At 60.2% G+C, this 23,788-nt stretch carries 19 protein-coding genes; 16 read left to right on the top strand and 3 right to left on the bottom strand.

Going from position 1 to position 23,788, the window contains the following annotated elements:
- Positions 1-230: 230 nt before the first annotated feature.
- From CFU_RS14510 to CFU_RS14460, 11 genes are all read left to right on the top strand, one after another.
- The gene (locus tag CFU_RS14510) at positions 231-2,342 is read left to right on the top strand and encodes a DNA polymerase III subunit gamma/tau (protein ID WP_014006792.1); all 2,112 of its coding nucleotides are present in this window, start codon (positions 231-233) and stop codon (positions 2,340-2,342) included.
- 98 nt (positions 2,343-2,440) lie between these two features.
- Complete coding sequence (locus CFU_RS14505) at positions 2,441-2,761, top strand: YbaB/EbfC family nucleoid-associated protein (protein WP_014006791.1); 321 nt, start codon at positions 2,441-2,443, stop codon at positions 2,759-2,761.
- Positions 2,762-2,815: 54 nt separating this feature from the next.
- Positions 2,816-3,412, top strand: coding sequence for a recombination mediator RecR (gene recR, locus CFU_RS14500; protein ID WP_041742103.1), 597 nt, complete (start codon positions 2,816-2,818; stop codon positions 3,410-3,412).
- Positions 3,413-3,589: 177 nt separating this feature from the next.
- The gene (locus tag CFU_RS14495) at positions 3,590-4,627 is read left to right on the top strand and encodes an ABC transporter substrate-binding protein (RefSeq protein ID WP_014006789.1); all 1,038 of its coding nucleotides are present in this window, start codon (positions 3,590-3,592) and stop codon (positions 4,625-4,627) included.
- A gap of 106 nt (positions 4,628-4,733) precedes the next feature.
- The gene (locus CFU_RS14490) at positions 4,734-5,543 is read left to right on the top strand and encodes an ABC transporter ATP-binding protein (protein ID WP_014006788.1); all 810 of its coding nucleotides are present in this window, start codon (positions 4,734-4,736) and stop codon (positions 5,541-5,543) included.
- Positions 5,544-5,577: 34 nt separating this feature from the next.
- Positions 5,578-6,429, top strand: coding sequence for an ABC transporter permease (locus CFU_RS14485; protein WP_014006787.1), 852 nt, complete (start codon positions 5,578-5,580; stop codon positions 6,427-6,429).
- Positions 6,430-6,652: 223 nt separating this feature from the next.
- On the top strand, positions 6,653-6,865 hold the full coding sequence (locus tag CFU_RS14480) for a SymE family type I addiction module toxin (RefSeq protein WP_041742102.1): 213 nt from the start codon (positions 6,653-6,655) through the stop codon (positions 6,863-6,865).
- A 512-nt stretch (positions 6,866-7,377) separates the two neighbouring features.
- Positions 7,378-10,179, top strand: coding sequence for a type VI secretion system Vgr family protein (locus CFU_RS14475; RefSeq protein WP_014006785.1), 2,802 nt, complete (start codon positions 7,378-7,380; stop codon positions 10,177-10,179).
- 19 nt (positions 10,180-10,198) lie between these two features.
- Positions 10,199-12,499, top strand: coding sequence for a T6SS effector phospholipase Tle3 domain-containing protein (locus tag CFU_RS14470; protein WP_014006784.1), 2,301 nt, complete (start codon positions 10,199-10,201; stop codon positions 12,497-12,499).
- Positions 12,496-14,166 (top strand): type VI lipase adapter Tla3 domain-containing protein, encoded by a 1,671-nt coding sequence (locus CFU_RS14465; protein WP_014006783.1) that lies wholly within the window; start codon positions 12,496-12,498, stop codon positions 14,164-14,166. The genes CFU_RS14470 and CFU_RS14465 overlap by 4 nt, the downstream gene beginning before the upstream one ends.
- Before the next feature lie 10 nt (positions 14,167-14,176).
- Positions 14,177-14,440: a PAAR domain-containing protein gene (locus CFU_RS14460; RefSeq protein ID WP_014006782.1), complete on the top strand. Its 264-nt coding sequence runs from the start codon at positions 14,177-14,179 to the stop codon at positions 14,438-14,440.
- Between the two features lie 77 nt (positions 14,441-14,517).
- On the opposite strand, the gene CFU_RS14455 is transcribed toward CFU_RS14460, so the two are convergent.
- Positions 14,518-15,642 (bottom strand): glycerophosphodiester phosphodiesterase, encoded by a 1,125-nt coding sequence (locus CFU_RS14455; protein WP_041742101.1) that lies wholly within the window; start codon positions 15,640-15,642, stop codon positions 14,518-14,520.
- Positions 15,643-15,955: 313 nt separating this feature from the next.
- Here CFU_RS14455 and CFU_RS14450 point away from each other — a divergent pair, with 313 nt between their 5' ends.
- The 5 genes from CFU_RS14450 to CFU_RS14430 all read left to right on the top strand — a co-directional run bounded on the left by CFU_RS14450 (position 15,956) and on the right by CFU_RS14430 (position 22,051).
- Positions 15,956-18,784 carry a xanthine dehydrogenase family protein molybdopterin-binding subunit gene (locus CFU_RS14450; protein WP_041742100.1) on the top strand — a complete coding sequence of 943 codons (2,829 nt, stop codon included), beginning with the start codon at positions 15,956-15,958 and terminating at the stop codon, positions 18,782-18,784.
- A complete protein-coding gene (locus CFU_RS14445) occupies positions 18,781-19,332 on the top strand; it encodes a (2Fe-2S)-binding protein (protein WP_014006779.1) in 552 nt (183 codons plus the stop codon). Before CFU_RS14450 ends, CFU_RS14445 begins: the two co-directional genes overlap by 4 nt.
- Entirely contained in the window at positions 19,332-20,609 is a 1,278-nt protein-coding gene (locus tag CFU_RS14440) for a cytochrome c (RefSeq protein WP_041742099.1), read from the top strand. The genes CFU_RS14445 and CFU_RS14440 overlap by 1 nt, the downstream gene beginning before the upstream one ends.
- Before the next feature lie 91 nt (positions 20,610-20,700).
- On the top strand, positions 20,701-21,702 hold the full coding sequence (locus tag CFU_RS14435; RefSeq protein ID WP_014006777.1) for an XdhC family protein: 1,002 nt from the start codon (positions 20,701-20,703) through the stop codon (positions 21,700-21,702).
- 19 nt (positions 21,703-21,721) lie between these two features.
- Positions 21,722-22,051: a DHCW motif cupin fold protein gene (locus CFU_RS14430; RefSeq protein ID WP_014006776.1), complete on the top strand. Its 330-nt coding sequence runs from the start codon at positions 21,722-21,724 to the stop codon at positions 22,049-22,051.
- Positions 22,052-22,114: 63 nt separating this feature from the next.
- Here the strand turns inward: CFU_RS14430 and CFU_RS14425 are convergent, their stop codons facing one another.
- Together CFU_RS14425 and CFU_RS14420 are read right to left on the bottom strand one after the other, a co-directional pair.
- Positions 22,115-22,975, bottom strand: coding sequence for a class I SAM-dependent methyltransferase (locus CFU_RS14425; protein ID WP_041742098.1), 861 nt, complete (start codon positions 22,973-22,975; stop codon positions 22,115-22,117).
- 145 nt (positions 22,976-23,120) lie between these two features.
- Entirely contained in the window at positions 23,121-23,753 is a 633-nt protein-coding gene (locus CFU_RS14420; RefSeq protein WP_041742097.1) for a class I SAM-dependent methyltransferase, read from the bottom strand.
- Positions 23,754-23,788: the final 35 nt, after the last annotated feature.

Here is a 23,788-nt window from a genome sequence, read left to right as displayed (position 1 = left end):
GATCTCCTGATTTTATGGGGCCGTATTGCTTGACTTTACACCCGACTTTACCCCTTGCCTCGGATCTCTGGAAGGTGTTGTCAGGCAATTATCTAGAGCGCCGCTTCAGTCGGCAGTTCCCCAATGAAAGGCCGGCAAGTTTAAAAACTGTGCTGGCTTCGTCTGTCAGGTAAAATGCTGTCTGTATTTCACAATTTGCTTTCACAACTTGCTGCCCCTATCCGCTGCCTATGTCCTACCAAGTTCTCGCCCGTAAATATCGCCCCAGAAGCTTCGATACGCTGGTCGGCCAGGAACACGTCGTAAGGGCTTTGACGCACGCCTTGGAGCAACAGCGCCTGCACCACGCCTATTTATTTACCGGCACGCGCGGCGTCGGCAAGACCACCTTGTCGCGGATCCTGGCGAAATCGCTCAATTGCATCGGCGCCGACGGCACCGGCGGCATCACGGCGACGCCGTGCGGCGTGTGCGAAGCGTGCGTGGCGATCGACGCCGGGCGCTTTGTCGACTATATCGAGATGGACGCGGCCTCGAACCGCGGCGTCGACGAAATGGCGCAGTTGCTGGAGCAGGCTGTGTATGCGCCGTCCAATGCGCGCTTCAAGGTCTATATGATCGACGAAGTGCACATGCTCACCAACCACGCTTTCAACTCGATGCTGAAGACGCTGGAAGAGCCGCCTGAACATGTCAAGTTCATCCTGGCCACCACCGACCCGCAAAAAATCCCGGTGACGGTGCTGTCGCGCTGCCTGCAGTTCAACCTGAAGCAGATGCCGCCCGGCCATATCATCAGCCACCTGGACAATATCCTGGGCCAGGAGCAGATCGAATTCGAAACCCCGGCCCTGCGTTTGCTGGCGCAAGGCGCCCACGGTTCGATGCGCGATGCGCTGTCGCTGACCGACCAGGCGATCGCCTATGCCGCCGGCAAGGTGACGCTGGAAGCGGTGCAGGGCATGCTCGGCGCGCTTGACCAGTCTTACCTGATCCGCGTGCTGGATGCGCTGGCGGCGAAAGACGGCCCCGGCTTGCTGGCGGTGGCCGACGACATGGCCAGCCGCAGCTTGTCGTACAGCGCGGCGCTGCAAGACCTGGGCACGTTGCTGCATCGGATAGCGCTGGCGCAAAGCGTGCCGGCAGCCCTGGCCGACGATCTGCCGGAACGCGAAGAAGTGATCCGGCTGTCGGGCTTGTTCGACGCCGAAGAAATACAACTGTTTTACCAGATCGCCGTACACGGCCGCAATGAACTCGGCCTGGCGCCGGACGAATATGCCGGTTTTTCGATGACCCTGCTGCGCATGCTGGCGTTCCGTCCGCAAGCTGACGGCAGCATTGCGGCGCCGCCGCCGGTCAGCCGTCCGCGGCCGCAGGCAAGCACTGCGCCAGCCGCAGCCGCGCCTGCTGCATCGAGACCGCCAGCCCAGGCGGCGCCAACCGCCGCCCGCCTGAGCAGCGCACCGCCGACGCTCAGCACCAGCGCGCCAGTTGTACCTCTTGCGCCCCCCGCCGGCAACGGCGGCATGAGCCCGGCCCGGGCTGCGCTGGAAGCTGCGCGCGCAGCGTCTTCCCGCAAGGGCGGCGCACCGGCGCGGCCGCAGCCAAGCCAGGCGCCGGCAGCGCCGGTCAGCCAGCCAGCCGCGGCGGTGGCGGACGCCAAACCGGCGGCGCCGGCGTATGTGCAGCAAGTACCGCAGAATTCCTCTGTGCCGCCTTGGGAAGAAGAGATCCCGCTGCCCATGGATTTGCCGGACACCGAATTTTCCAGTTCGGCGGCTGAAAAAAAAACTGAGTCATATTCACCGCCAGCCCCTCCGTCGCGCTCAGTTGCCGCCAACGGCGCAGTGAGTAATGGCCGCCAGCCTGTGCGCGCTGAACCGGTGGTGCAGCAGCCGGCAGCTGCGCCGGAGCCGCTACCGCCGCTGGTGCTGCAGCCCGATCCAAACCTGAACTGGGACGGCAACTGGCCCTTGCTGGCTTCCACCCTGGCGGTGCGCGGTGTGGCGCATCAGCTGGCGCAGCAGAGCGAGCTGGTCAAGTCCGACAGCAGCGGCCCGGCAGCCCAGTTCCATCTGCGGATTCCGTTCGACACCTTGCGCTCGGCCGGCAGTGTCGATAAGTTGGAGGTTGCGCTGAGCGAGCATTTCGGCCGCCCGGTCAAGGTGGAAACCGAACTCGGTACGGTGCGCCATACCGCCAACGCGCAGATGCTGGCGGCGCAGGCAGAGCGCCAGCGCCTGGCGGAACTGACCGCGCACAGCGATCCCTTCATCCAGAGCATGATGCGTGAATTCGGCGCCTCGATCGTGCCGGGATCGATCAAGCCCTTGGGCTGAAGCAGCAGGAAACAATACGGGCCGGCGTGAGCTTGGCCGCCGTTTGCGCCGTTTGATGCAATACCAGTTAAATTATCTGTTTTTATAGGAGAAGCACCATGATGAAGGGCCAACTGGCAGGGCTGATGAAACAAGCCCAGGCAATGCAGGACAACATGAAGAAGATGCAAGACCAACTGGCTTTGATCGAAGTCGAAGGCGAGTCGGGCGCGGGCCTGGTGAAAGTCGTGATGACTTGCAAGAACGCGGTCAAGCGCGTGGCGATCGACGCTTCGCTGCTGGCTGACGACAAGGACATGCTGGAAGACCTGGTGGCTGCTGCTTTCAACGATGCAGTGCGCAAGGCTGAAGCGCTGTCGGCTGAAAAGATGTCGGGCCTGACCGCTGGCATGCCTGCCGGCTTCAAGCTGCCATTCTGATCAACCGTATTTATATGCGTTGCGCGACGCGCGTAACCTGACGCAGGGCTAGCCGTGAAAATTCCTTCCAGTCTTACCTTGCTCACCGAAGCCTTGCGTCATCTGCCCGGCGTCGGTCCCAAGTCGGCTCAGCGCATGGCTTACCACTTGCTGCAGCACGACCGCGACGGCGCCGCCTTGCTGGGGCGGGCGCTGACGCAGGCTGTCGACCAGATCCGCCACTGCGCGATGTGCAATACCTTCACCGAGAACGAGGTATGCGAAACCTGCCTCGATCCGGAGCGCGATCCGAGTTTGCTATGCGTGGTGGAGACGCCGACCGACCAGCTGATGATCGAACAGACCCTGACTTTCAAGGGTTTGTATTTTGTGCTGATGGGACGCTTGTCGCCGCTGGATGGGATCGGTCCCAAGGACATCCAGCTGGAGAAGCTGATCGGCCGCGCCACCGACGGCGTCGTCAAGGAAGTGGTGCTGGCCACCAATTTCACCAACGAAGGCGAAGCCACCGCCCATTACATCAGCGAAACCATGAAAGCCCGCGGCCTGCAGGTGAGCCGTCTGGCGCGCGGCGTGCCGGTGGGCGGCGAGCTGGAGTATGTCGACGCCGGCACCATCGCGCGCGCGATGCTGGACCGGCGGGCAACCTGACTGAGCGGAGCGCCATGCCAAAAAAACATAGCAGTAGTCCGAATGAAACCGGCTCGGGCAGTATTATCATAGAAGACTAGTAACCAGTTTCGAGACAGCCGCGCCAAGACGGCAAAGAAAACAACCATTGCAAACACAAACAGCAGTGAAATAACCCTGGATATACGAGGAGACAATATGAAATTCAGCTGGAAGCAGTTCGGCATCGCCCTTTGCCTGTTCTTGGCGGGGTACTTTACCTTCAATGGCAAGTTGTTCGCGCAGACCCCCGAGAAAACCAAGGTGGCGATCGCCGTGGGCGGCAAGAACCTGTTTTATTACCTGCCGCTGACAATCGCCGAGCAGCTCGGTTACTTCAAGGATGAAGGCCTGGACGTCACGATTTCCGATTTCGCCGGCGGCGCCAAGGCGCTGCAGGCGCTGGTCGGCGGCAGCGCCGACGTGGTCTCGGGCGCGTTCGAGCACACCATCAGCATGCAGGCCAAGAACCAGCACATCGTCGCTTTCGTGCTGCAGGGCAGGGCGCCGCAGATCGTCATGGGCGTGTCCAACAAGACCATGCCTAACTACAAGTCGATCGCCGACCTGAAAGGCAAGAAGATCGGCGTCACCGCGCCTGGTTCCTCGACCAGCATGATGTCCAATTTCGTGCTGGCCAAGGGCGGCCTGAAGCCGACCGACGTTTCCTACATCGGCGTCGGCGCTTCGGCCGGCGCCTTGTCGGCGTTGCGTTCCGGCTCGATCGACGTGATCGCCAACCTCGATCCGCTGATCACCATGATGCAGCAGAATAACGAGATCAGGATCATCGCCGATACGCGCACCCTGAAAGATACCAACGCGGTATTCGGCGGCCCGATGCCGGCGGCCACCTTGTACGCCTCCGCCGACTTCATCAAGAAATATCCGAACACCACGCAAGCCTTGACCAACGCCATGGTGCGCGCGCTGAAATGGCTGCAGAAAGCCGGCCCGTCCGACATCGTCAAGACAGTGCCGGAAAGCTACCAGCTGGGCGACCGCGCCCTGTACATCGAAGCCTTCATGAAGGTGCGCGAGGCGATTTCGCCGGACGGCACCATTCCTGACGCCGGGCCGCAAGTCGCGCTGCGCACCTTGCAGGCATTCGATCCCGACCTGGCTGGCAAGAATATCGACCTGTCGCAAACTTATACCAACGAGTTTGTAAAGAAAGCCAACGCCAAATACAAGTAGGGTGGGCAGCTGTGCCCACGCGCAATCTCGCTTTTTTTGAATCGAGTGTCCGCGTGGGCGAAAAACCTGCCCACCGGCTTCTCGCTACAAGCTCATCCCGACTCTCATGACTCCAGCCCTTTTTCTCGACAATATCAGCTGCACCTTCATCTCCAAGGATGACCGTTCCCAGCGTTATACCGCGGTGGCCGATACCAGCCTGTCGATTGCGCCAGGCGAATTCGTTTCCGTGGTCGGCCCGACCGGCTGCGGCAAATCGACCCTGCTCAACGTCGGCGCCGGCCTGCTGCAGCCGTCGACCGGCAGCGTCAAGGTGTTCGGCGAACCGCTGCTCGGCATCAACCGCCGCGCCGGCTACATGTTCCAGGCGGAAGCCCTGATGCCGTGGCGCAGCGCGCTGCAGAACGTCATCGCCGGCCTGCAGTACCGTGAGACCGATGAAAGCAAGGCGCGCCAGCTCGGGGAAGAGTGGCTGGCGCGGGTCGGCCTGCAAGGCTTCGGCGACCGCTATCCGCACCAGCTCTCGGGCGGCATGCGCAAGCGCGTGGCGCTGGCCCAGACCCTGATCCTCGATCCCGACATCATCCTGATGGACGAGCCGTTCTCGGCGCTCGATATCCAGACCCGGCAGCTGATGGAAAACGAAGTGCTGGAACTATGGAGCGCCAAGCGCAAGGCGGTGCTGTTCATCACCCATGACCTGGACGAGGCGATCGCCATGTCGGACCGGGTGATCGTGCTGTCGGCCGGGCCCGGCACCCACCCGATCGGCGAATTCGTGATCGACCTGCCGCGGCCGCGCGACGTCGCCGAAATCCGCAGCGAGCCGCGGTTTGTGGAGCTGCACCAGCAGATCTGGAGCGTGCTGCGCGACGAAGTGCTGAAGGGTTACCAGCAACAGAAAAAAGCCGCCTGAGGGCGGCGCCGGGAAACAGGGATAAAACAAGATCATGTGGAAAGCCATCAAGCCGAATTACAAGAACCTGCGCGCCTATCAAGTATTGGTGCTGCTGGTGTTTTTTCTTATCTGGCACCTGGCCACGCGCAATCCGCAGACCGCGTTTTTTTTCGGCGAACCGATCAAGGTGCTGCAGCGCATCTGGCAGTGGTTTACCGTCGGCAGCGGTTCGGTGGAAGTCGGTTTCGGCGACCACACCTGGTTCACCCTGACTTTTCCGGCGGAGATTTATTCGCACCTGCTGGTGACCCTGACCGAAACCATGCTGGCGTTCGGCATAGGCACGGTGCTCGGACTCGGCGTCGGTTTGTGGCTGGCCCTGTCGCCGCTGACTTCGGCCATTCTCGATCCCTACATCAAGGCGTCCAACGCCATGCCGCGCGTGATCCTGGCGCCGATTTTTGCAATGTGGTTCGGGCTCGGCATCTGGTCCAAGGTGGCGCTGGCGGTGACGCTGGTGTTCTTCATCGTATTCTTCAACGTCTACCAGGGCGTCAAGGAAGTCAGCCCGGTGGTGCTGGCCAATGCCCGCATGCTGGGCGCCAACCAGCGCCAGCTATTGCGCACGGTGTACCTGCCGTCGGCCACTTCCTGGGTGTTTTCCAGCCTGCATACTTCGGTTGGCCTGGCGTTTGTCGGCGTCATCGTCGGCGAATACCTGGGTTCGGCGCGCGGCGTCGGTTACCTGATCCTTCAGGCCGAGGGCAGCTTCGACATCAACACGGTGTTTGCCGGTATCCTGGTGCTCACCGCGTTTGCGCTGGTGCTCGATACCGTGGTGGGCATGATAGAAAAACGCTTGATGAAATGGCAGCCGAAGAGTGGCGAGACCGAGCGTTTGTGAGGAAGATCGCAAGCGGCGTGATTGGTATCGGGCCTTTGTTCTATGCCTTTTCTTAAAAACGAGGCGGGCGCGTTTTAAGCGATATTTTTTGTGTTGATGATGCTACTGTATTAAACGCCAGGCCTGCAAAGACCTGGCAGGCAAGGCAAGAAACGCGGCGCGAGGATGCGTCAACATCCCCGCACCGCTAACCACAAACAACTTAAACACACAGGAGTTGAATATGGCTAAGCGCAATCATACGCGAGACACCCGCACGCCGATAGCAGTTGATACACAGGTGCAGCGGCCCACAGCCTTCTTCCATCAGGAGGACGATCTCGATGCACTCTGGGTCCGCCTATGCGGTTCCACCGCCAGGCAAGCCGGTTTCATGCCGGAGACTCCGTTGCGCATCAGGATCATGCTCGGCTGCCTGGTGATCACCAATAACTGATTATCCGGATTGAGCCGCTCCGCCTATGCACAGTGTTGCTGGGGAGCGGCTTTTTGGACCATGCCTTGCGATATCTGGATGCCACAATTGTTTGCAATGTCATCTGGCCATGGCAGGTAAGATTGTGATGCGGCAATGTGTGTTTCTTTAAGGGGCAATCCGGACACGGCATGAATACAGTAAACACGTATTTCTAAGGCGCAACAAAAATCTTAAAAATATGTTAATCTTTTCGCATCGACATGTGCCTTCTGATCCAGTGCTAGAGTTCACTGAATGTCCTGCTCCCCCACTTGTAAAGATGCTTGTTTGGTAATCGTATTTTCAGAAACAACACCTGATAATTTTGACAGTTACGCAAGAATATTCAAGCGTGTAGGGTGCGTACGACTTTAAGTAAGGCACGTTTGGTTTTCGCCCCGGATCCACCTGACCGCTGCATTTTCCATTAATTGCAATTAGGATACTAAAATGCCGATCGTATATGTTCTTCGCTACATGAGGGCAGCAGCGTGAATCTCGCCGACGCATTGCAAGCGTTTGCCTCCGGTTCGTTGAATCAGGAAAACCGACCTATTCGTCTGCACTGGGGCAATGCCCAGACGACCCTCGAACAGGTCCTGGTCGTTCAGCGCATCGACATTACCGAGGGCCTTTGTGCAGGTATCGAAGGGCATTTGACCTGTCTGTCGACGCGCTCCAACCTGCCGCTCAACGCGTTTATCGGGCTGCCGGTATCGGTTCAGCTGGTTAACGACCGAGGCGCACTGCATCAGATTTGCGGGATCATCACGGACGCGCGTGCGGGGCAATCGGATGGATCGCTCGCTACCTATCAATTAACTATCCGCGACGCATTGTCGGTGCTGGAGCGACGGATCAATACCCGCATGTTCCGCACTAAAAATGTGGTGGACGTGATTGATATCTTGCTGAAGGAATGGCAGAAGAAAAGCCCTGCGCTCGCGCGGGCCTTCGACTTTGATCTGTCCGGCACCGATCGCAGTCAGTATCCTGTGCGCGAACTCACGGTGCAGTTTCATGAATCCGATGCCGATTTTATCCGCCGGCTCTGCCGTCGCGAAGGTATTGCCTGGTTCACGGCAGCCGGCCAACGGGAACAGGATTCGTCTGCCAGCAATAACGCCAATAACAGCGATTTACCGATACATACGCTGGTGTTTTTCGATGACCCGATGAAATTGCCGCAATCGGGCGCCGGCACGATCCGCTATCACCGTGATGCCGCTACTGAAGAGCGCGATTCGGTGACGCTGTGGTCGGCCATGCAACAACTGGTGTCCGGCAGCGTCCAGCGAGCCAGTGCAGATTACAAGAGTGGCAAGATGGCGCAGGCGTCGCAAACCAGTATCATCGACCAGGGACAGGCCGGCAACGATCTCGCGCAACTTCTCTCCGATAGCGTCATTGATGTGCCGCACGCCGGGGATTCCTGGGCGGATTACGACCGGCTGACCAAGGCGCGGATGCTGTCGCACGAATTACGGGCCGCCAGCGTCGACGGCGCGAGCGGCGTGCGCGATCTGGCGGTCGGCCGCTGGTTCGAACTGACTGGCCATCCCGATGTGGATCTGCAACCGCAGGAGCAGCGGCAGTTCATGGTCACCGCCTTGCATCACCGCGGCGAGAATAACTTGCCGAAGGAGCTCAACGAGCGCGCGCAATCATTGTTTGACAGCAGCCGCTGGCACGCAGGTTCGTTGGCGACCATCACCCAGACACTCTCGCCAGGAACACCCGACACCCGTTACAACAACACCTTCACCTGCGTGCGGCGTGGCGTAGCATTGACTCCGGCATACGATCCGCGCATCGATCTGCCACGTGTCTATCCGATCACGGCGCTGGTAGTCGGACCGCAAGGGGAAGAAGTTCACTGTGACGAATTCGGTCGCATCAAGATACAGATACAGGGCTTGAATCCGGACGATCATGCGCATGCCCAAGGCGCGGGAACGAGCGGAACACAGACAGACAGCGCCTATGTGCGGGTCAGCAGCAGCTGGGCCGGTAAAAACTATGGCCACGATACCGTGCCGCGGGTAGGGATGGAGGTTGCCCTGGATTTCCTGAATGGCGATCCGGATAAAATGTTCGTCACCGGCGTATTGCACAACGGGCCGAACATGCCTGCGACATTCAGTCATACCGGCGCGCTGCCGGGCAATCGTTTTCTGTCCGGCGTGAAGACGAAAGAGATCAAAGGAAACCGCTACAACCAGTTGCGTTTTGATGACACTGCGGGCCAGATCAGCAGCCAGCTGGCCAGCGAGCATGCGGCCAGTGAGCTCAACCTCGGTTTTCTGACGCAACCGCGCACGGACGGCAGTGGCGAGGCCCGCGGTGAAGGCGCGGAATTGCGCACTGATGCTGCGGCTTCGCTGCGCGCAGCGAAAGGCATCCTCCTGACAACCTACGCGCGCAACAAGGCGACGGGGCACTTTCTTGAGCGCGACGAACTGAACCAGTTGCTCTCCGAGTGCACGGAATTGTTCAAGGCTCTGGGCGACTATGCCGGCCAGCATGGCGGCCAGGCTGCGGATGGCGCTGCCCAGAATCAGCTCGCAGCAGAACTCAAGAATTGGGATGCAACCAGCAGTGGCGCGGGTAGTACATCTGCTGGCGCCGGGGACGCAGCAGCCATCATGGCATTCGGCGCGGCCACGGGGTCCATCGCGGTCACGCCCAAAACGCATGTGACCTATGCCGGCGAGAACATCGACCAGGTAGCGCAGCAGCATCTGCAATTGATGAGTGGCCAGCGCCTGAATGCCACTGCGGGCCAGGGCATGCAGTTGTTCGCACGCGGCAAAGGCATTCAGGCGATTGCCGGCGAAGGGCCGATGCTCCTGCAAGTGCAGACGGATGCATTGACGGCCAACGCACAAAAGGGCGTCAAGATCAGCAGCAACGAAAATGAAGTGCTGATCACGGCGCCGACGATCCGCTTCGTTGCCGAAGACGGCAGTTACATCAAGATCGGCGGCGGCGTGACGCTGGGTACCAACGGAGATATTAAGCTGCTCTCCGCGTCGCACCAGTGGGGCGGCCCCTCGACGCAGCAGGCGGCCAAGGCAAATTTCAACAACGCACCGACGGATCAGCGTTTCCGCTTGCACTATCCCGGCGAGTCGCCAGAATCGGCGGCTGCGGCGGCTCACCAGCCTTACCGTATCACGATGGACGACGGACGGGTGATCGAGGGCAAGAGCGATGCGAACGGCCATACCGACCTGGTCAAGGACGACGCCATGCGCATCCTCAAGATTGACATCCTGAAACCTGCACTATGAGAAGCCAACAAGGATAATTATGGCCGATACCAACAGCGACTATCACGTTGTCGGCGCCGCCGGCGCCGTCACCTATGCCGACCGGGGGAATGACCGCCCAGCGCAGCTGCCGCGCGATCTGCCGGGCATCGTGATTTTTCTCCATGGCGTCAACGATACTGGCGCGGTATATTCGTTCGTCGAAGACGGGCTTTGCAAGGGGCTTAATGAGCGGCTATCGCGGAATGACTTGAGCCCGGGACGCTATGGGGCTCAATATAGCCAATTGAAAGCAAAAAAAAATCCTAGTACGATCGACGATGAAAAACTGTCCGACCCCGATACCTATCTTTATCAGCGCAAGGAAATTGCTGGCACAACCAAAAGCAGCTTCATTCCGTTTTACTGGGGGTATCGTGCACAAAACGATGAAATTGCGCGGCTCAACTCCAGGGGGAAAAGCAACACCGAAGAAGTAAAAGGTGGTGTCGCTGATAAGGACGGCAATTTGATGACGCGCGGCCAGTATCAGGACATACACGGGAATCGCCTTGATAAGCATTTCGGCAAGGCGGGAGGCTTCTTCGCAAACGCGACGAACAACATCCCACAAATGTACGGTGAGGGGTTCAGAGCGGACTTTGCCGCGCGCTCAGTGACCAAGTATGCCTTGGGTGGGAACTCGATGTATGCCGCTGACGCACCGGAGCGCCGTTATTTTGTCCTGGCGGCGACGCGTCTGGCGCATCTGATCAACATGATTCGATCGGTCAAGCCCTCCGCGCTTGCCGCGGCGCAAGGCATGCAGCCTGAACATGAAACGATCACCATCATGGGGCATAGCCAGGGAACGATCCTGACCTTGCTGGCGCAGGCCATCCTGAAACAGAAGGGGCAGCGCTGCGTCGATTGCATCATAATGGTCGATACTCCCTACAGCCTCTACCAGACTGACGACTGCAATCAAACCGGCCACGCCAAACTCAAGACTTTGATCGACATCGTCAATGAAGTGACGAAAAAGCCCTACACGATTCCCGACCTGGCCGACATGATGATCAACCATGACAAGCACGGTGGCCGCGCCGGGACAGACTGGAGCAAGACGCAAGGCAAGCGCCTGGACAAGAGCGGCAAGAACTGGGTGACATTTGACGAACGCGATAACCGCGGCAAGGTGTATTTGTACTTCTGCCCCGAGGATACTGTCGTGGGGCTGAAGAAAATCCATGGCATCGGCACTTTCGGGGTTCCCGATGAAGTGCCTGCCGACGGCGCGGCAAAAAAAGCAAACAAGCAGACCATGGACGCCATGAAGATTCTGGAGAGCAAGCGCTTCTTTCAGCGGATGTGGACGCGGATGACGCGCGACAACAATTTCGATGGCAAGTACAAGAAAGTGCTGGTAGGCGTCAAGCCGGCACGGGTGCCGGTTCGTGATCAATACGAACGCTTGTCGCCTGGTCCCGACGCCAGTGCGGGGGATCAAGGCAAGAACGCCATACTGCAGGCGAGCTTTAAACGCAACGATATCCGTTTCATCAACGGAGAAGAGTTGAAACCGCCCTGCGAACCTGACATGTATGGCGGTGAGGTCAAAGGTAAAACCGGCGGCGCCAGGCCTGGACATGCTGATAGGGCTGGGATGATGGCGCCGGACGACGTCACCAAGAATGTGATCTTGGGCAATCAGTATGCGGGTCTGGAATGGAAAACGGTAGAACATACGATCAATCCCTTTTATGACCTGGAAAAAAGGAAAGCGGAGTTCAATAAACAGTACACAGATGTCGACGACCAATCCCATAAATGGCGCATGGGTGCTAGTCTTCTCCCCGGATACGCAGTGGAACGCGAAGAAACGCCGAGAGAAGCGCGTGAACGGATGATGACCGACGAGGACGCCCACGAAGCCAATAACTATCATTCTGGCTTGCTGCATGCTGCAGAAAATCACCGCTGGGTAACGGCGATGGATGTCGCGATCGGACAGGCTGTGACGATGGACGATCCTGTCTGGCGGGAACTGCTGGTGGCCATTGCAGACTGGAAATTGGATCCAGCGGCTTTTAACGTGATTACGAAGAACAAAGCCTACACAGATCGGTTGTCTCAGGAAGCAAGGGATTTTATTGAGGCATGTAAAGATTATTATCAGACGGGCACATTTCCCGGCGAACAGTTTGTCTCCATGACGATGCCGCCGCTCGTGACCAGTGAATTGACACCAAAGGCTACGGCGGCACAGCAACAGGCAGCTGACCTGCAGAGAGAAGCGGAAATGCGCTTTTACCAGAATCAAGCCGCCCAGGGGATGGCAAATTTGGGTAACATGCGATGAGGCCGCGCATTTGGCCGTATGCTGCTGGATTCTTACTGGTGGCAATCATCTGGACCGTCTATGTGATGGTTGGCAATTACCACCATTGGCAAGCAACAGGACAGGAGACGATGTATATGGGAAGCAGTATTAGAAATGGTGTATTGGCTGCGCTCGGCATTGCCCTCCTGGCTTACGGTGGGAGTTTGGCGTGGATGCATCGGTCGTCGAATGCCTCCGCGGATTCGTCTTCGCAAAAACAGGCTGCTTCCGCTGCAGTGGTGTCGAGCCTTCCAGGCGCGCAGGCAATGCTTGCGCAAACGGGAAAGAAGTTTGCACTGGAAGTGCGGGGAATGGGAGTCGTTGTTGGCGAAAATACCGATGAGGAAATCTGGCAGGCTATTGAAAAGAAAGCCGATAATTACGCAAGCTATGTGTCGCAGAACCCTGAAGATTACACGAATAGCGCAGGCCAACGCGTGTCCGATCTAGGTGCTGTGACAGGTCTGTCGTTTAAGAGAGGCGCACGCCATGCAGTCGAGCAGTGGCCGCTGCCCGTCATTTTATGGGAGCCGCCGAAGGCGAAAAGAGCTTCTCGGCCAGCATCAAGCTTGGCGGGGTGGCGCCAGCAGGCGAGCCTTGGCGTGACGTTGCTCCTGTGGCAGGAGGATGCCAATACTGATGACGGCGCAGCCATGATCGAAAAGCTGTTTGCCTTCTTCGACACTCATCCGGACGTGCCGGCAGCACTGATATTTAGCACCGACGGTTCGATGACGCGCTCGCTGATTGAGACTCCAGGCAACGTGGACACTCCCGAGGTAGGTCATGTTATTCCAGCCATGCCGGACAGTGTAGGCGCGTTTCTGGTGTCGCGTTCAGATCGTGTAGACAAATTGATCCGACCGTTTGCCGTAGCGCAAACGGCCAATATCAATAAAACCAATACCGAGTACGACGTCGTCAAGCTGTGGAATTTCTTTTGGAAAAAAAATGATGATCGAAGCCCCGAAAGCTTTGAGGCCCATTTCAGAGCGGAACAAAAAGCAGCTGGAGTTACCAGTACTTCTTCGGGCACGATGTCGTCAAGCTGGTGGCAAGCGCAGTTGCCGGAGTTGTGGCAAACGATAGGCAACCAGGGACCGGGCGAGTTTAAACCGACACCCTATATCCCGGTGCGCTGGACTGACTGGCAGCTCAAGCAATTCGACAGCGCGCCTTTGTTGGGCTATTTACACCGCCCGGTGGATGTCAAGCTGACCGACGATCACGGCCAGCCACTGAAGACTGCTCTGCAGGCCGAAGCCTTGAAGGCCGGCTGGGAACAGGCCGTCGCTGTGCTCCCAGACAATAAAGAACCCAAACGCCTGTTCTACGACACCACAGGTAGCAAGCAATGGGTGATTCCGCTGAACCAGGCACTGGCGCAAGTAGGTACATCCGCCCCCCATCCGGACGAGGTGAAGGAGGGTTATGACATCGGCGCCCGCATTGGCAATACCGGCACCAGTTCCCCCATGGTGCAGATCGGGCTTGGACTGATCGCCAGTTATCAGCAGGGCGGGGCGAGCGCGACGGTGAACCGGCGCCCGAACGGCATGGCCAGCATTGTGATGGTCAGTCCGCCGGACGAGGCGACCAAGGCCGCATGGGCGCAGAATCACGGTGGCGTGAGCCCGTTTAAATGAGAGCGATGCGATGCGCGGGGTGATTCGTAAAGGTGACTCAACCAGCCACGGTGGCAAAGTCGTGACCGGGCAGGAAAAATCGCTGGTGATGGAGCGGCCTGTGGCCTGCGTCGGCGATCGTTGCACCTGTCCGATGCCGGGCCATCATGACTGCGTGATCGTGGAAGGCGACCCGGCTGTGCAAATCGACGGCAAGAACGTGGCTTTCGACGGCCACAAGACATCCTGCGGGGCGGCGCTGATCTCTAGCATTACGTCGTCAGGAAGGACGTGACGGTCGCTCATCCCTTACCCGCCCCTAAAGCGACCGCAACTCCCCGTCACTTGGAAAAGAATAAGCGTGGTCGGGTATCAGCTGCGTTTAAATGTATCCACCGCACGCCGGCCAACGGCCGGATCGTCTGTAAAGAAACCATCGATACCTGCTTTCAGGTAAGCCTGGATTTCCGCCGCCAGCCCATCCGGATTGCGGGTGGCGGCTGACGCATTGCTTTTCAGGCTGGCCGGCAGGAAGTTGTTTTCCGGCCGGAAGGTGTAGGGATGCACCCGCAAGCCTGCGGCGTGGGCGTTGCCGACCAGTGCGGTGGGCTGGCCCAGGTTGCCGCTGCTGTCTTGCGGGATGATGCTCAGCTTGTTAGGGCCGACGCCATCGGCGTAGGCCGCTACTTCCTTCATTCCCTCAACAGTCATCAGGTCACCGTAAGTCCGTTTGCTGCCAGCCAGCACAAAGTCGGGCGGTTGCACTCTGCCGTCATCCATCAGCTGGACCAGCCGGTAGGTCGGATGATTTTTGCCGATCTTGCCGCGCAGGGTTTTCAGGTTGGCGGTTTCAAACGACTGGATGAAAATCACGGCGCGCTTGGCGCTGTAATCGTCTTGCGCCAATGCTGTCAGCAGGCGGTCTTCCAGCGGCAGGCCGATCGACTGGAAATAACTTGGATGCTTGGTTTCAGGATAGAGGTGGATGGTGCGGCCGGTCTTGGCCGACATGCTCTTGGCCAGGGCGATGATCTCGGCCACGGTAGGGATCTCGAACTGGCCGTCGTACTGGGTATTGTCCGGCCTGATCTGGGGGATTCTTTCCTTGGCGCGCAATTCCTTGATTTCCGCCAGCGTGAAATCCTCGGTGAACCATCCCTCCAGCGTATTGCCGTCGATAACCTTTTTGGTCTTGCGGCCGGCAAACTTGGCCACCGTCGCGACGTTGGTGGTGCCGGAGATTTCATTCTCGTGGCGCGCCACCAGGAAACCATCCTTGGTTGCCACCAGGTCCGGTTCGATCACGTCGGCGCCGTCTTCTATCGCCTTGGTATAGGAAGCCAGGGTATGTTCCGGCCGCAATGCGCTGGCGCCGCGATGGCCGATGACCAGGATATTGCCGTTGTTTGCCAGGTCGCCGCCGTCGCCGCCGCAGGCGGACAGGGAAAACAGGCCGGCCAGCGCCAGCGGCAGGCCAAGGATGCGGATTCGTATCATGGTTGGATAGATGGAGTGGGGGGAGAGTGTGTGATTGTATGGGTAACTTGTTACAGAGACATGACATTCTTTCAACCAAATAAACGGCTATCCTTGCAGCCACACGGCAATTAGCTACAAAATCGATTGCGTATGCTGTCAAATCATCTATTCTCATCATGTCATAGTGCTTATGTTGCCAGTTCTCCAATGTAATAAAATGCCGACCCCCAGATGAATGCCCGGCAGGGGCTTTTGATGGATCCGATGAGCATCTGCAACAACCGCTAGCGAACGACGGTTGGGGTGCTCCTTGGCTTTTGAGGAGAAATACATGACAAAACTCGACCTTTCGCGTCGCAGTTTTCTGAAGGCCAGCGTGGTGGCCGGGGTGTCGGTTTACGTGGCGCCCATGAGCGGCAAAGCGTTCGCCGCCCTGTTTGAAGAAAAAATCCTGACGCCCATCCAGTGGGACAGCAGCAACGGCCAGGTCAAGTTTCGTATCGATGGCATCGCCAAGGTCACCGGCGCCAAGGTGTTCGCACGCGACGTACGCGCCCGCGACATGCCGCACTGGCCGGACCAGCAAGCGCATGCCTTCATCCTGCGCGCCACCAAGGCCGACCGCAACTTCCTCGGCTTCGACCTCGGCCTGCTCGGCGACGAGCTCAAGCCTGACCGCGTAGTCACCGCCGCCGACCTGGCGCGCGACGGCCTGGCTTTCCCGGCGTTCTACGGTGAAGACATGCTGCTGCCGGCCGGCAAGACCGCTGCCTATCTGGGCCATGCAGTGGCGATCCTGATCTACAACGATTTTGCACGCTTCCGCTTTGCCAAGGACAAATTGCAATTCAAGGATGAAGTGATCCAGTACGGCCCCGTCAGCGGCCCGCTGGAGCGCGACCCCTGGGGCACTTTCCGTTTCGTGCGGGTAGGCGGCGCGACATCGTTCGACGACGATGTCTTCTCCAGCCTGAAGAATGCGCCGGTATTCCCGAGCATGATGCGCAAGCACCAGCCGGTCTGGCCGGACGGCCAGGAACACGGCAAGCTGGGCGAGCAGGGCATGTTCTACGCGGCCCAGATCCAGCAGCAGCTCGACCATCCGCCGGCCGACTGGCTGGTCATGGAGCGCAACTACAATACGCAGTCGGTGGATACCGCGGCGCTGGAGCCGGACAACGCCAACTGCTGGTACGACAGCGCCAGCCAGGCCCTGCACATGGTGGTGCCGACCCAGTCGCCGAGCGAAGTGGTGGACAGCGCCATCGAAATGATGAAGAAGGGAAAATTCCCGCTCAAGCAGCTGTTTCTCCATCCTTGTTATACGGTCGGCTACGGCTCCAAGGATCACTACAACTTCCCGTTCTACGGCCTGCTGACCTCGCTGTATGCGGACGGCAAGCCGGTGCGCCTGGCCAACGACCGCTACGAACAGTTCCAGACTTCGATCAAGCGCCACGCCTTCAAGATGCACTACCGCATCGCGGTCGACCGCAAGAGCGGCCTGCTGCAATCGTTCAAGGGCGAGTTCGAAGCCAACGGCGGCGGCCGCGCCAATTTCTCGCCGTCGGTAGCGATGGTGGGCGCCACTGCCGCGCAATCGATTTATTATTTCCCCAAAAACGACCTGGCCGCGGTGGCCATCGCCACCCGCGCGATCGACGCCGGTTCCGCGCGCGGTTACGGCACGCTGCAGAGCATGGCGGCGACTGAAATGATGATCGACGAGATGGCGGAAAAACTCGGCCTCGACGCCATCGATTTCCGCCTGAAGAATGCGCTGCGCTCCGGCATGAAGAACACACAGGGCGCGATTCCGGCCGGCGCGATCCGGGTCGACGAAGTGCTGCAGAAGGCTAAGAACCATCCGCTGTGGATCAACCGCGGCAAGAAAAAAACCGAGTACGAAGCCGGCCATCCGGGCTATCGTTATGGCGTGGGATTTGCCTGTGTGCAGAAAGACTTCGGCACCGGCGCCGAGACTTCGTTCGCCAAGGTCGAAATCAGCGCTGACGGCCAGATCCACCTGTCGCACAGCGCCGCCGAAATCGGCACCGGCATGTCGACTTCGCAAGCGATCGCCTGCGCCAAGTGGCTGGGCAAGCCGGCGCATGAAGTGCGCACCTCGGTCACCGACTGGAGCGACCTGCCGGTGGTCACCAGCGGCGATCCCTACATCATGAGCCAGGCCGAGCAAGACAAGCTGGCGGCCAATCCGCGCTGGTCGCCAGGCTACTCCTCGCCATCCAGCGCCACCAATTCGGCCTTCTACTTTACCCACAGCACGCGCGAAGCTGCCCGCGTGATCTTCATGCACGGCCTGTGGCCGGCGGCGATGGCGATCTGGAGCCAGGGCATAGGCGGCGGCCAGGCGGCGCCGCTGGTGGTGCGGGTGGAAGATGCGCGCTGGGTCGACGGCAAGCTGTCGGCTGCCGGCCTGGAAGCGCTGCCCTACCAACAGCTGGTGACGAAAGCCCACGAACTGGGACTGGTCACCGGCGCCACCGTGCACGTCTTCAACCGCTGGCAATGGACCGAAGCCGAGTTCGAGATTCTCGGCAACCTCACCAGGATCCCGCTCGACGGCTTGTCGCTGCGTTACGGCGACGGCGCCGACCAGGCGCGCAAGGCCAGGATGAGCACCGGCGGCGGTTACGAAGTACTCAACCGCAAGAAGGTCTTCATCCCGCCGACCCAGCGCAACAACGCTGCCGTGACTTACTACAGCGCAGTCGGCACGCTGGTCGAACTGGCGGTGCACGAAGCCAGCGGCAAGGTCGAACTGCTGACCCATCACTCGATCATGGAATGCGGCAACCAGATCTCGCCGCAGCTGGTTTCCGGCCAGCTGCAGGGCGGCCTGGCGATGGGCATCGGCCACGCCTTGCACGAATATCTGCCGCTGTACGAAGACGGCCCCGGCAACGGCAGCTGGAACTTCAACCGCTACCAGCTGCCGCGCGCCAAGGATGTCGCGGTATGGAGCCAGACCAGCGAAGTGCTGCCGCCGCTGACCGAGACCGATCCGCCCAAGGGCATCGCCGAAGTGGTGATGATTCCGGTGGTCGGCGCCATCGTCAACGGCATCGCCCACGCCATCGGCCATCGTTTCACCGATCTGCCGGTAACCCCACAAAATATCCAGGAGGCTCTGGCATGAGCATGACTATCCACCCCATCACCATGCATATCAACGGCAAGCCGGTCGGCCCGGTGCCGGTGCCGGAAGGCATCATGATGATCGATTTCCTGCATGAATATCTGGACCTGACCGGCTCGCGCCTGGGTTGCGGCCAGGGCGTCTGCCGCGCCTGCGTGGTGATTCTCGACAAGCCCGACGGCACTAGCGAAGAAGTACGTTCCTGCATCACCGGCGCCCATTTTTTTGAAGGCAAGAAAGTGCGCACCGTGGAAGGCCACGCCCAGCTCAATGAAAAGGGCGAAGTAGTGGCGCTGTCGCCGATCCAGCAGAAATTCCTCGAGCATTACAGCTTCCAGTGCGGCTACTGCACCCCGGGTTTCGTCAATGCGGCGACGGTATTGCTGGAAAAACTGAAGCGCCAGCCGGTCGCCAAGGACCGGCTCGACCAGGCCATCACCGACGGCTTGAACGATCACATCTGCCGCTGCACCGGTTATGTGCGCTACTTCGAAGCGGTCAAGGAAGTGGCGCTGGCGACGCCGGGACTGGTAAAGGATGGCAAGTGATGACTAAGCTCCGATACCTCGGCAAGGCGTTGCGCATGGCTGCCGCGCCGGCGCTGGCGGCAACCTTGCTGGCCGCATGCGACAGCGGCAGCAGCTCGTCCACCCCAGCCGCCGGCAGCACGGTCAAACCGGGCAGCGCCGACCAGCTGGCCCTCGGCCGTTACCTGACCAAGGCCGCCGACTGCGCCGCCTGCCATACAACCGCCACCGGCGCGCCGTTTGCCGGCGGCGTCGAACTGGCTTCGCCGTTCGGCAAGTTCTACGGTTCCAACATCACGCCGGACAAGCAGCACGGCATCGGCAAATGGAACGCCGACCAGTTCTACAAGGCCCTGCATGACGGTGTAACGCCGGACAGGCACCTGTACCCGGCCATGCCGTACACCTCGTACCGCTCGATGACGCGCGCCGATAGCGACGCCATCTATGCCTACCTGATGCAGCAGAAACCGGTCGCGGTGCCGAGCAAGCAAGCGGACCTGAAATTCCCCTACAACATGCGCTTCGGCATGATGTTCTGGAATGTGCCGTTCCTGAAAAATTCGCTGAGCGATGCTTCGGCTGGCCAGTCTCCTGCCTGGCTGCGCGGCCAGTATCTGAGCAATGCGCTCGGCCATTGCGCGGAATGCCATTCGCCGCGCGGCGTGTTCGGCCAGCTCGACTTGTCGAAACCGCTGGCCGGCGCTGCGCTGGGCCGCGTCGCCGCACCCAACATCACGCCCGCCGGCCTGGCCGCGGTGGGCTGGACGGCGGCGGACCTGCAGACCTTCTTCGCCACCGGCATCGCTCCTCAAGGTTCGGCCTACGGCGAGATGTTCCCGGTGGTGCACTTGAGCACGCAATACCTGAGCAAGGACGACCTCGCCGCCATCACCACCTATCTGCTGGGCGACAAGCCATTGCCGCCAGAACCGGTCAAGGCCATCAGCGCCGATGCGGTCGAACTGGATGCCGGCAAGCGTCTGTATACGGCAGTCTGCGCCGGCTGCCACGGGTTCCAGGGCGAAGGCAAGCCGCATGTGGCGGTGGCGATGAAGGGCAATTCGACGGTGCGCAATACCGATCCGCATAACCTGATCGTGGCGATGCTGGACGGCATCGAAGCGCAGAAATTCCCTGGCACCGAAAGCCTGCAGGACATGCCCGGTTTTGCCGGCCAGCTGAGCGACAAGGAACTGGCGCAACTGTCCAACTTCCTGCGCGCGACCTGGGGCGGCCAGGCAGCCGAGGTTACCCCGGACCGCATCAAGAGCATGCGGTTGACGACGGCGCACTAAAACCCGGCCTCAGGAGCAGGATCGGCCGCGCAAGCGGCCGGTCCTGTTTTTCATTACACTGGTAAAAACCTAAGAAAATATCAGGCAAGCCATGAATGCAGTCGATTATCAAGTATTGAAAAGCGCCGTCAGCTGGCTCCAGCAGGGCAAGCGGGTAGCCATGGTCACGGTGGTGCGCAACTGGGGTTCCGCGCCGCGCCCGCTGGGCTCGCTGTTTGCGATTACCGACGACGGCGATTTCACCGGTTCGGTCTCGGGCGGCTGTATCGAGGACGATCTGATGCAGCGTTTTGCAGCGGCCTTTCCAGAACGCATAGAGCTGGTGCGCTACGGCATCAGCGCCGAGCAGATGCAGCGCTTCGGCCTGCCTTGCGGCGGCACCCTGGAGCTGGTGATCGAACCTTTGTCCGACGCCGCCGCGCTGACGCCTCTGCTGGACGCTGTCGCCGGCCGCAAGCTGGTGCAGCGCCGGCTGGACATGCGCAGCGGCAAAGCCAGCATCGAAGCCAGCGACGCCGATTTCGCCCTGCATTTCGACGAGCAGGAACTGCTGCAGGTATTCGGCCCGCGTTGGCGCCTGCTGATCATCGGCTGCGGCCAGGTTTCGGAATACCTGGCGCAGATGGCGCCGGCACTGGATTTTTCGGTGTACCTGAACGACCCGCGCGAAGAGCAGCGCCGCAACTGGCAGGTCGATGACGTAGTCTGGCTGGACGGCATGCCGGACGACGCTGTGCTGGCCTTCAAGCCGGACCGCCGCACCGTGATCGTCACCCTCAGCCACGACCCGAAAATCGACGACATGGCGCTGATGGAAGCGCTCAAGACCGATGCTTTCTACGTCGGCGCCATCGGCTCGATGGCGAGCACCGAGGCGCGCAAGGAACGATTGCTGACGCTGGACCTGAGCCCGCAGCAAGTCAGCGACTTGCATGCGCCGATCGGCTTGTCCATCCTGAGCCGTTCGCCGGCCGAGATCGCGGTATCGGTGCTGGCCGAGCTGGTGATGCTGCGCAATCGAGGCAGGGTGACGGTGTCGCCATCCAGCTGCGCCGTCAATACGGACGATCTGCGGATGGTCGAGCGGCCGTGAAACGCTTAAAGGCAAACACATGAAGATGACGGATATTACGTTTGGCACGACCGACTGGGAAAGCGTCGAGCGTACCGAACACAAGGGCGAAGTCGGAATCGCCTATTGGCGCACGCGCCAGTTCGGCGCCATTCGCGTGCGTATGGTCGAATACACGCCGGGCTATCTTGCCGACCATTGGTGCAGCAAAGGGCACATCCTGTTTTGCCTGGAAGGCGAACTGCACACCGAACTCGAAGACGGCCGCAGGTTCTTGCTGAAAGCCGGCATGAGCTACCAGGTGGCCGACGGCGCGGAGCCGCACAAGTCGTTTACCGCGGTCGGAGCGAAGCTGTTCATCGTCGACTGAACACCGCGTTGGCCGCGAAATTCTGACCAGAGTTCTTTCCGGTTGCCGCCAAGCTGCGGGCAGCTATGTATTCGCCACCATCAGTTCCTCCGCATTGTCTGGTGGACGCAGGCCATCGGTCCTGCCTGCGAAGTAGCGCCGGGTAAGATCGGCCGCCGAGACGTGCCGCGCTTCTCCAAAGCCCGATTCGCGGGCCAGCGCCTGGATCTGCGGCGGGGTGAAGAAGCTGAGGAAAGGCGTCCCGCTTGCGCGCGCCCCTTTCTCCGCCATCTCAAGCCCGGGACGTATTTCGGGGTCCGCCAGTTCCAGCGGCAGCAGGAACGTCATGGCGAGCGTCGATCCAGGGGCAAGGGCGGCCACTTGCTGCAGCGTGGCCGCATTGGCCTCCCTGGTGAGATACATGCTGACGCCGGTGGATACCACGATCGCCGGTTTGCTGTCATCGAAGCCGGCGGCCGCGAGGCCATCGCGCCAGGATCCGCCCGCCTCGAAATCGACCGGCACGAAACGCAGCCAGTCCGGGACGCCGAAACCGAGCTCGATCAGGCGCCGGCGCTTCCATGCCTGAGGACCCGGCTGGTCGATCTCGAACACCTTGAGGCGGGATGCGATCTCCGGCCTGCGTTGCGCGAAGCTGTCGAGGCCGGCGCCGAGGATGACATACTGGTCAAGCCCGAGGCCGGCCTGTGCCACGACCAGGTCCTCAATGAAGCGGGCGCGCGCCACGATCGAGGCGCGGAAGGGGCGCGTGAACTGCGGGTCCATGTCCCCGCGGCTGCGCCAATCCTGGTCCGGGGCCAGCAGCTGGAGGCCGATTTTGTCTTCCAGCACATGCGGTGGAGGGTCGGCCTCGACATGCAAGGCGCGCCACAAGGCGACGCGCGCTGCCGTGCTGTCTGGCGCTGCATCTGGTTTGTCGTTCATGATATCAATCCTATCTGTTCGTCTTCGCCTGAAGTTGTCCTGATAGTACTGTGCCACGCTATGCAGGGAAGAGTCGCTGCTTCGCTCCCTTGGCGATTGCCCGGGAATATTTTACACGGGATGTGCAGAAATGCGCCGGGACCTGTCAGGGCTTCACGAACCGATAAGCGAAGCGATCGGTCTCGCCCTTGATCGACGGATCGAACACCTTGATCGAGTGCAGATCGCCATTGTTCGCGAGCATGGTGCTCTCCGCGTCCAGTACGAAACCGGCCGCCTCCACTTCCTCGCGAACGGATGCAGGCTCAATCCGATGCAGCGACTGGGCCTCGCTCGTGCCCGCCCCGATGGCGGCGGCGTGGTCTACGATGACGTAGGACCCACCGGGCTTCAGCCGCTCGTAGACGGCTCGATTGAAGTGGGCCGCCGTTGCGCCCCTAGCCTGCATCAGCTCGGTATGGAGATCGTGGTAGAACAGGTGCAACCACAGGACGTCTGCTGCTTGCGTGGCCCCCGGCATCGCCACGAGATCCGCGGAGACGGCTTCGACGTTCTCCCGGCCCGGCTCCTTCGCGAGCGTCCGCATGCGCCCTAGCGGATCGTTCTTGAAGTTGGCGACTTCGGCCGGCACGAAGCTGTAGACCCGTCCTCCAGGTCCCACGATGTCGGAGAAGAGACGGGTCCAGCCGCCGTCGCCTGGGTAAACATCGATAACGGTAGAGCCCGCAACAACTCCTGCGAACTGGATCAACTCGGATAGTTTGGATTGTTCGTACATCTGGAATCTCCTTACGGTTGAGTATAGGTAACTGC

The sequence above is a fragment of the Collimonas fungivorans Ter331 genome, assembly GCF_000221045.1.
GTDB classification, from domain to species: domain Bacteria; phylum Pseudomonadota; class Gammaproteobacteria; order Burkholderiales; family Burkholderiaceae_D; genus Collimonas; species Collimonas fungivorans_A.
Note: the sequence above shows the minus strand (reverse complement) of the source record. Positions and strands in the feature narration are given on the sequence as shown.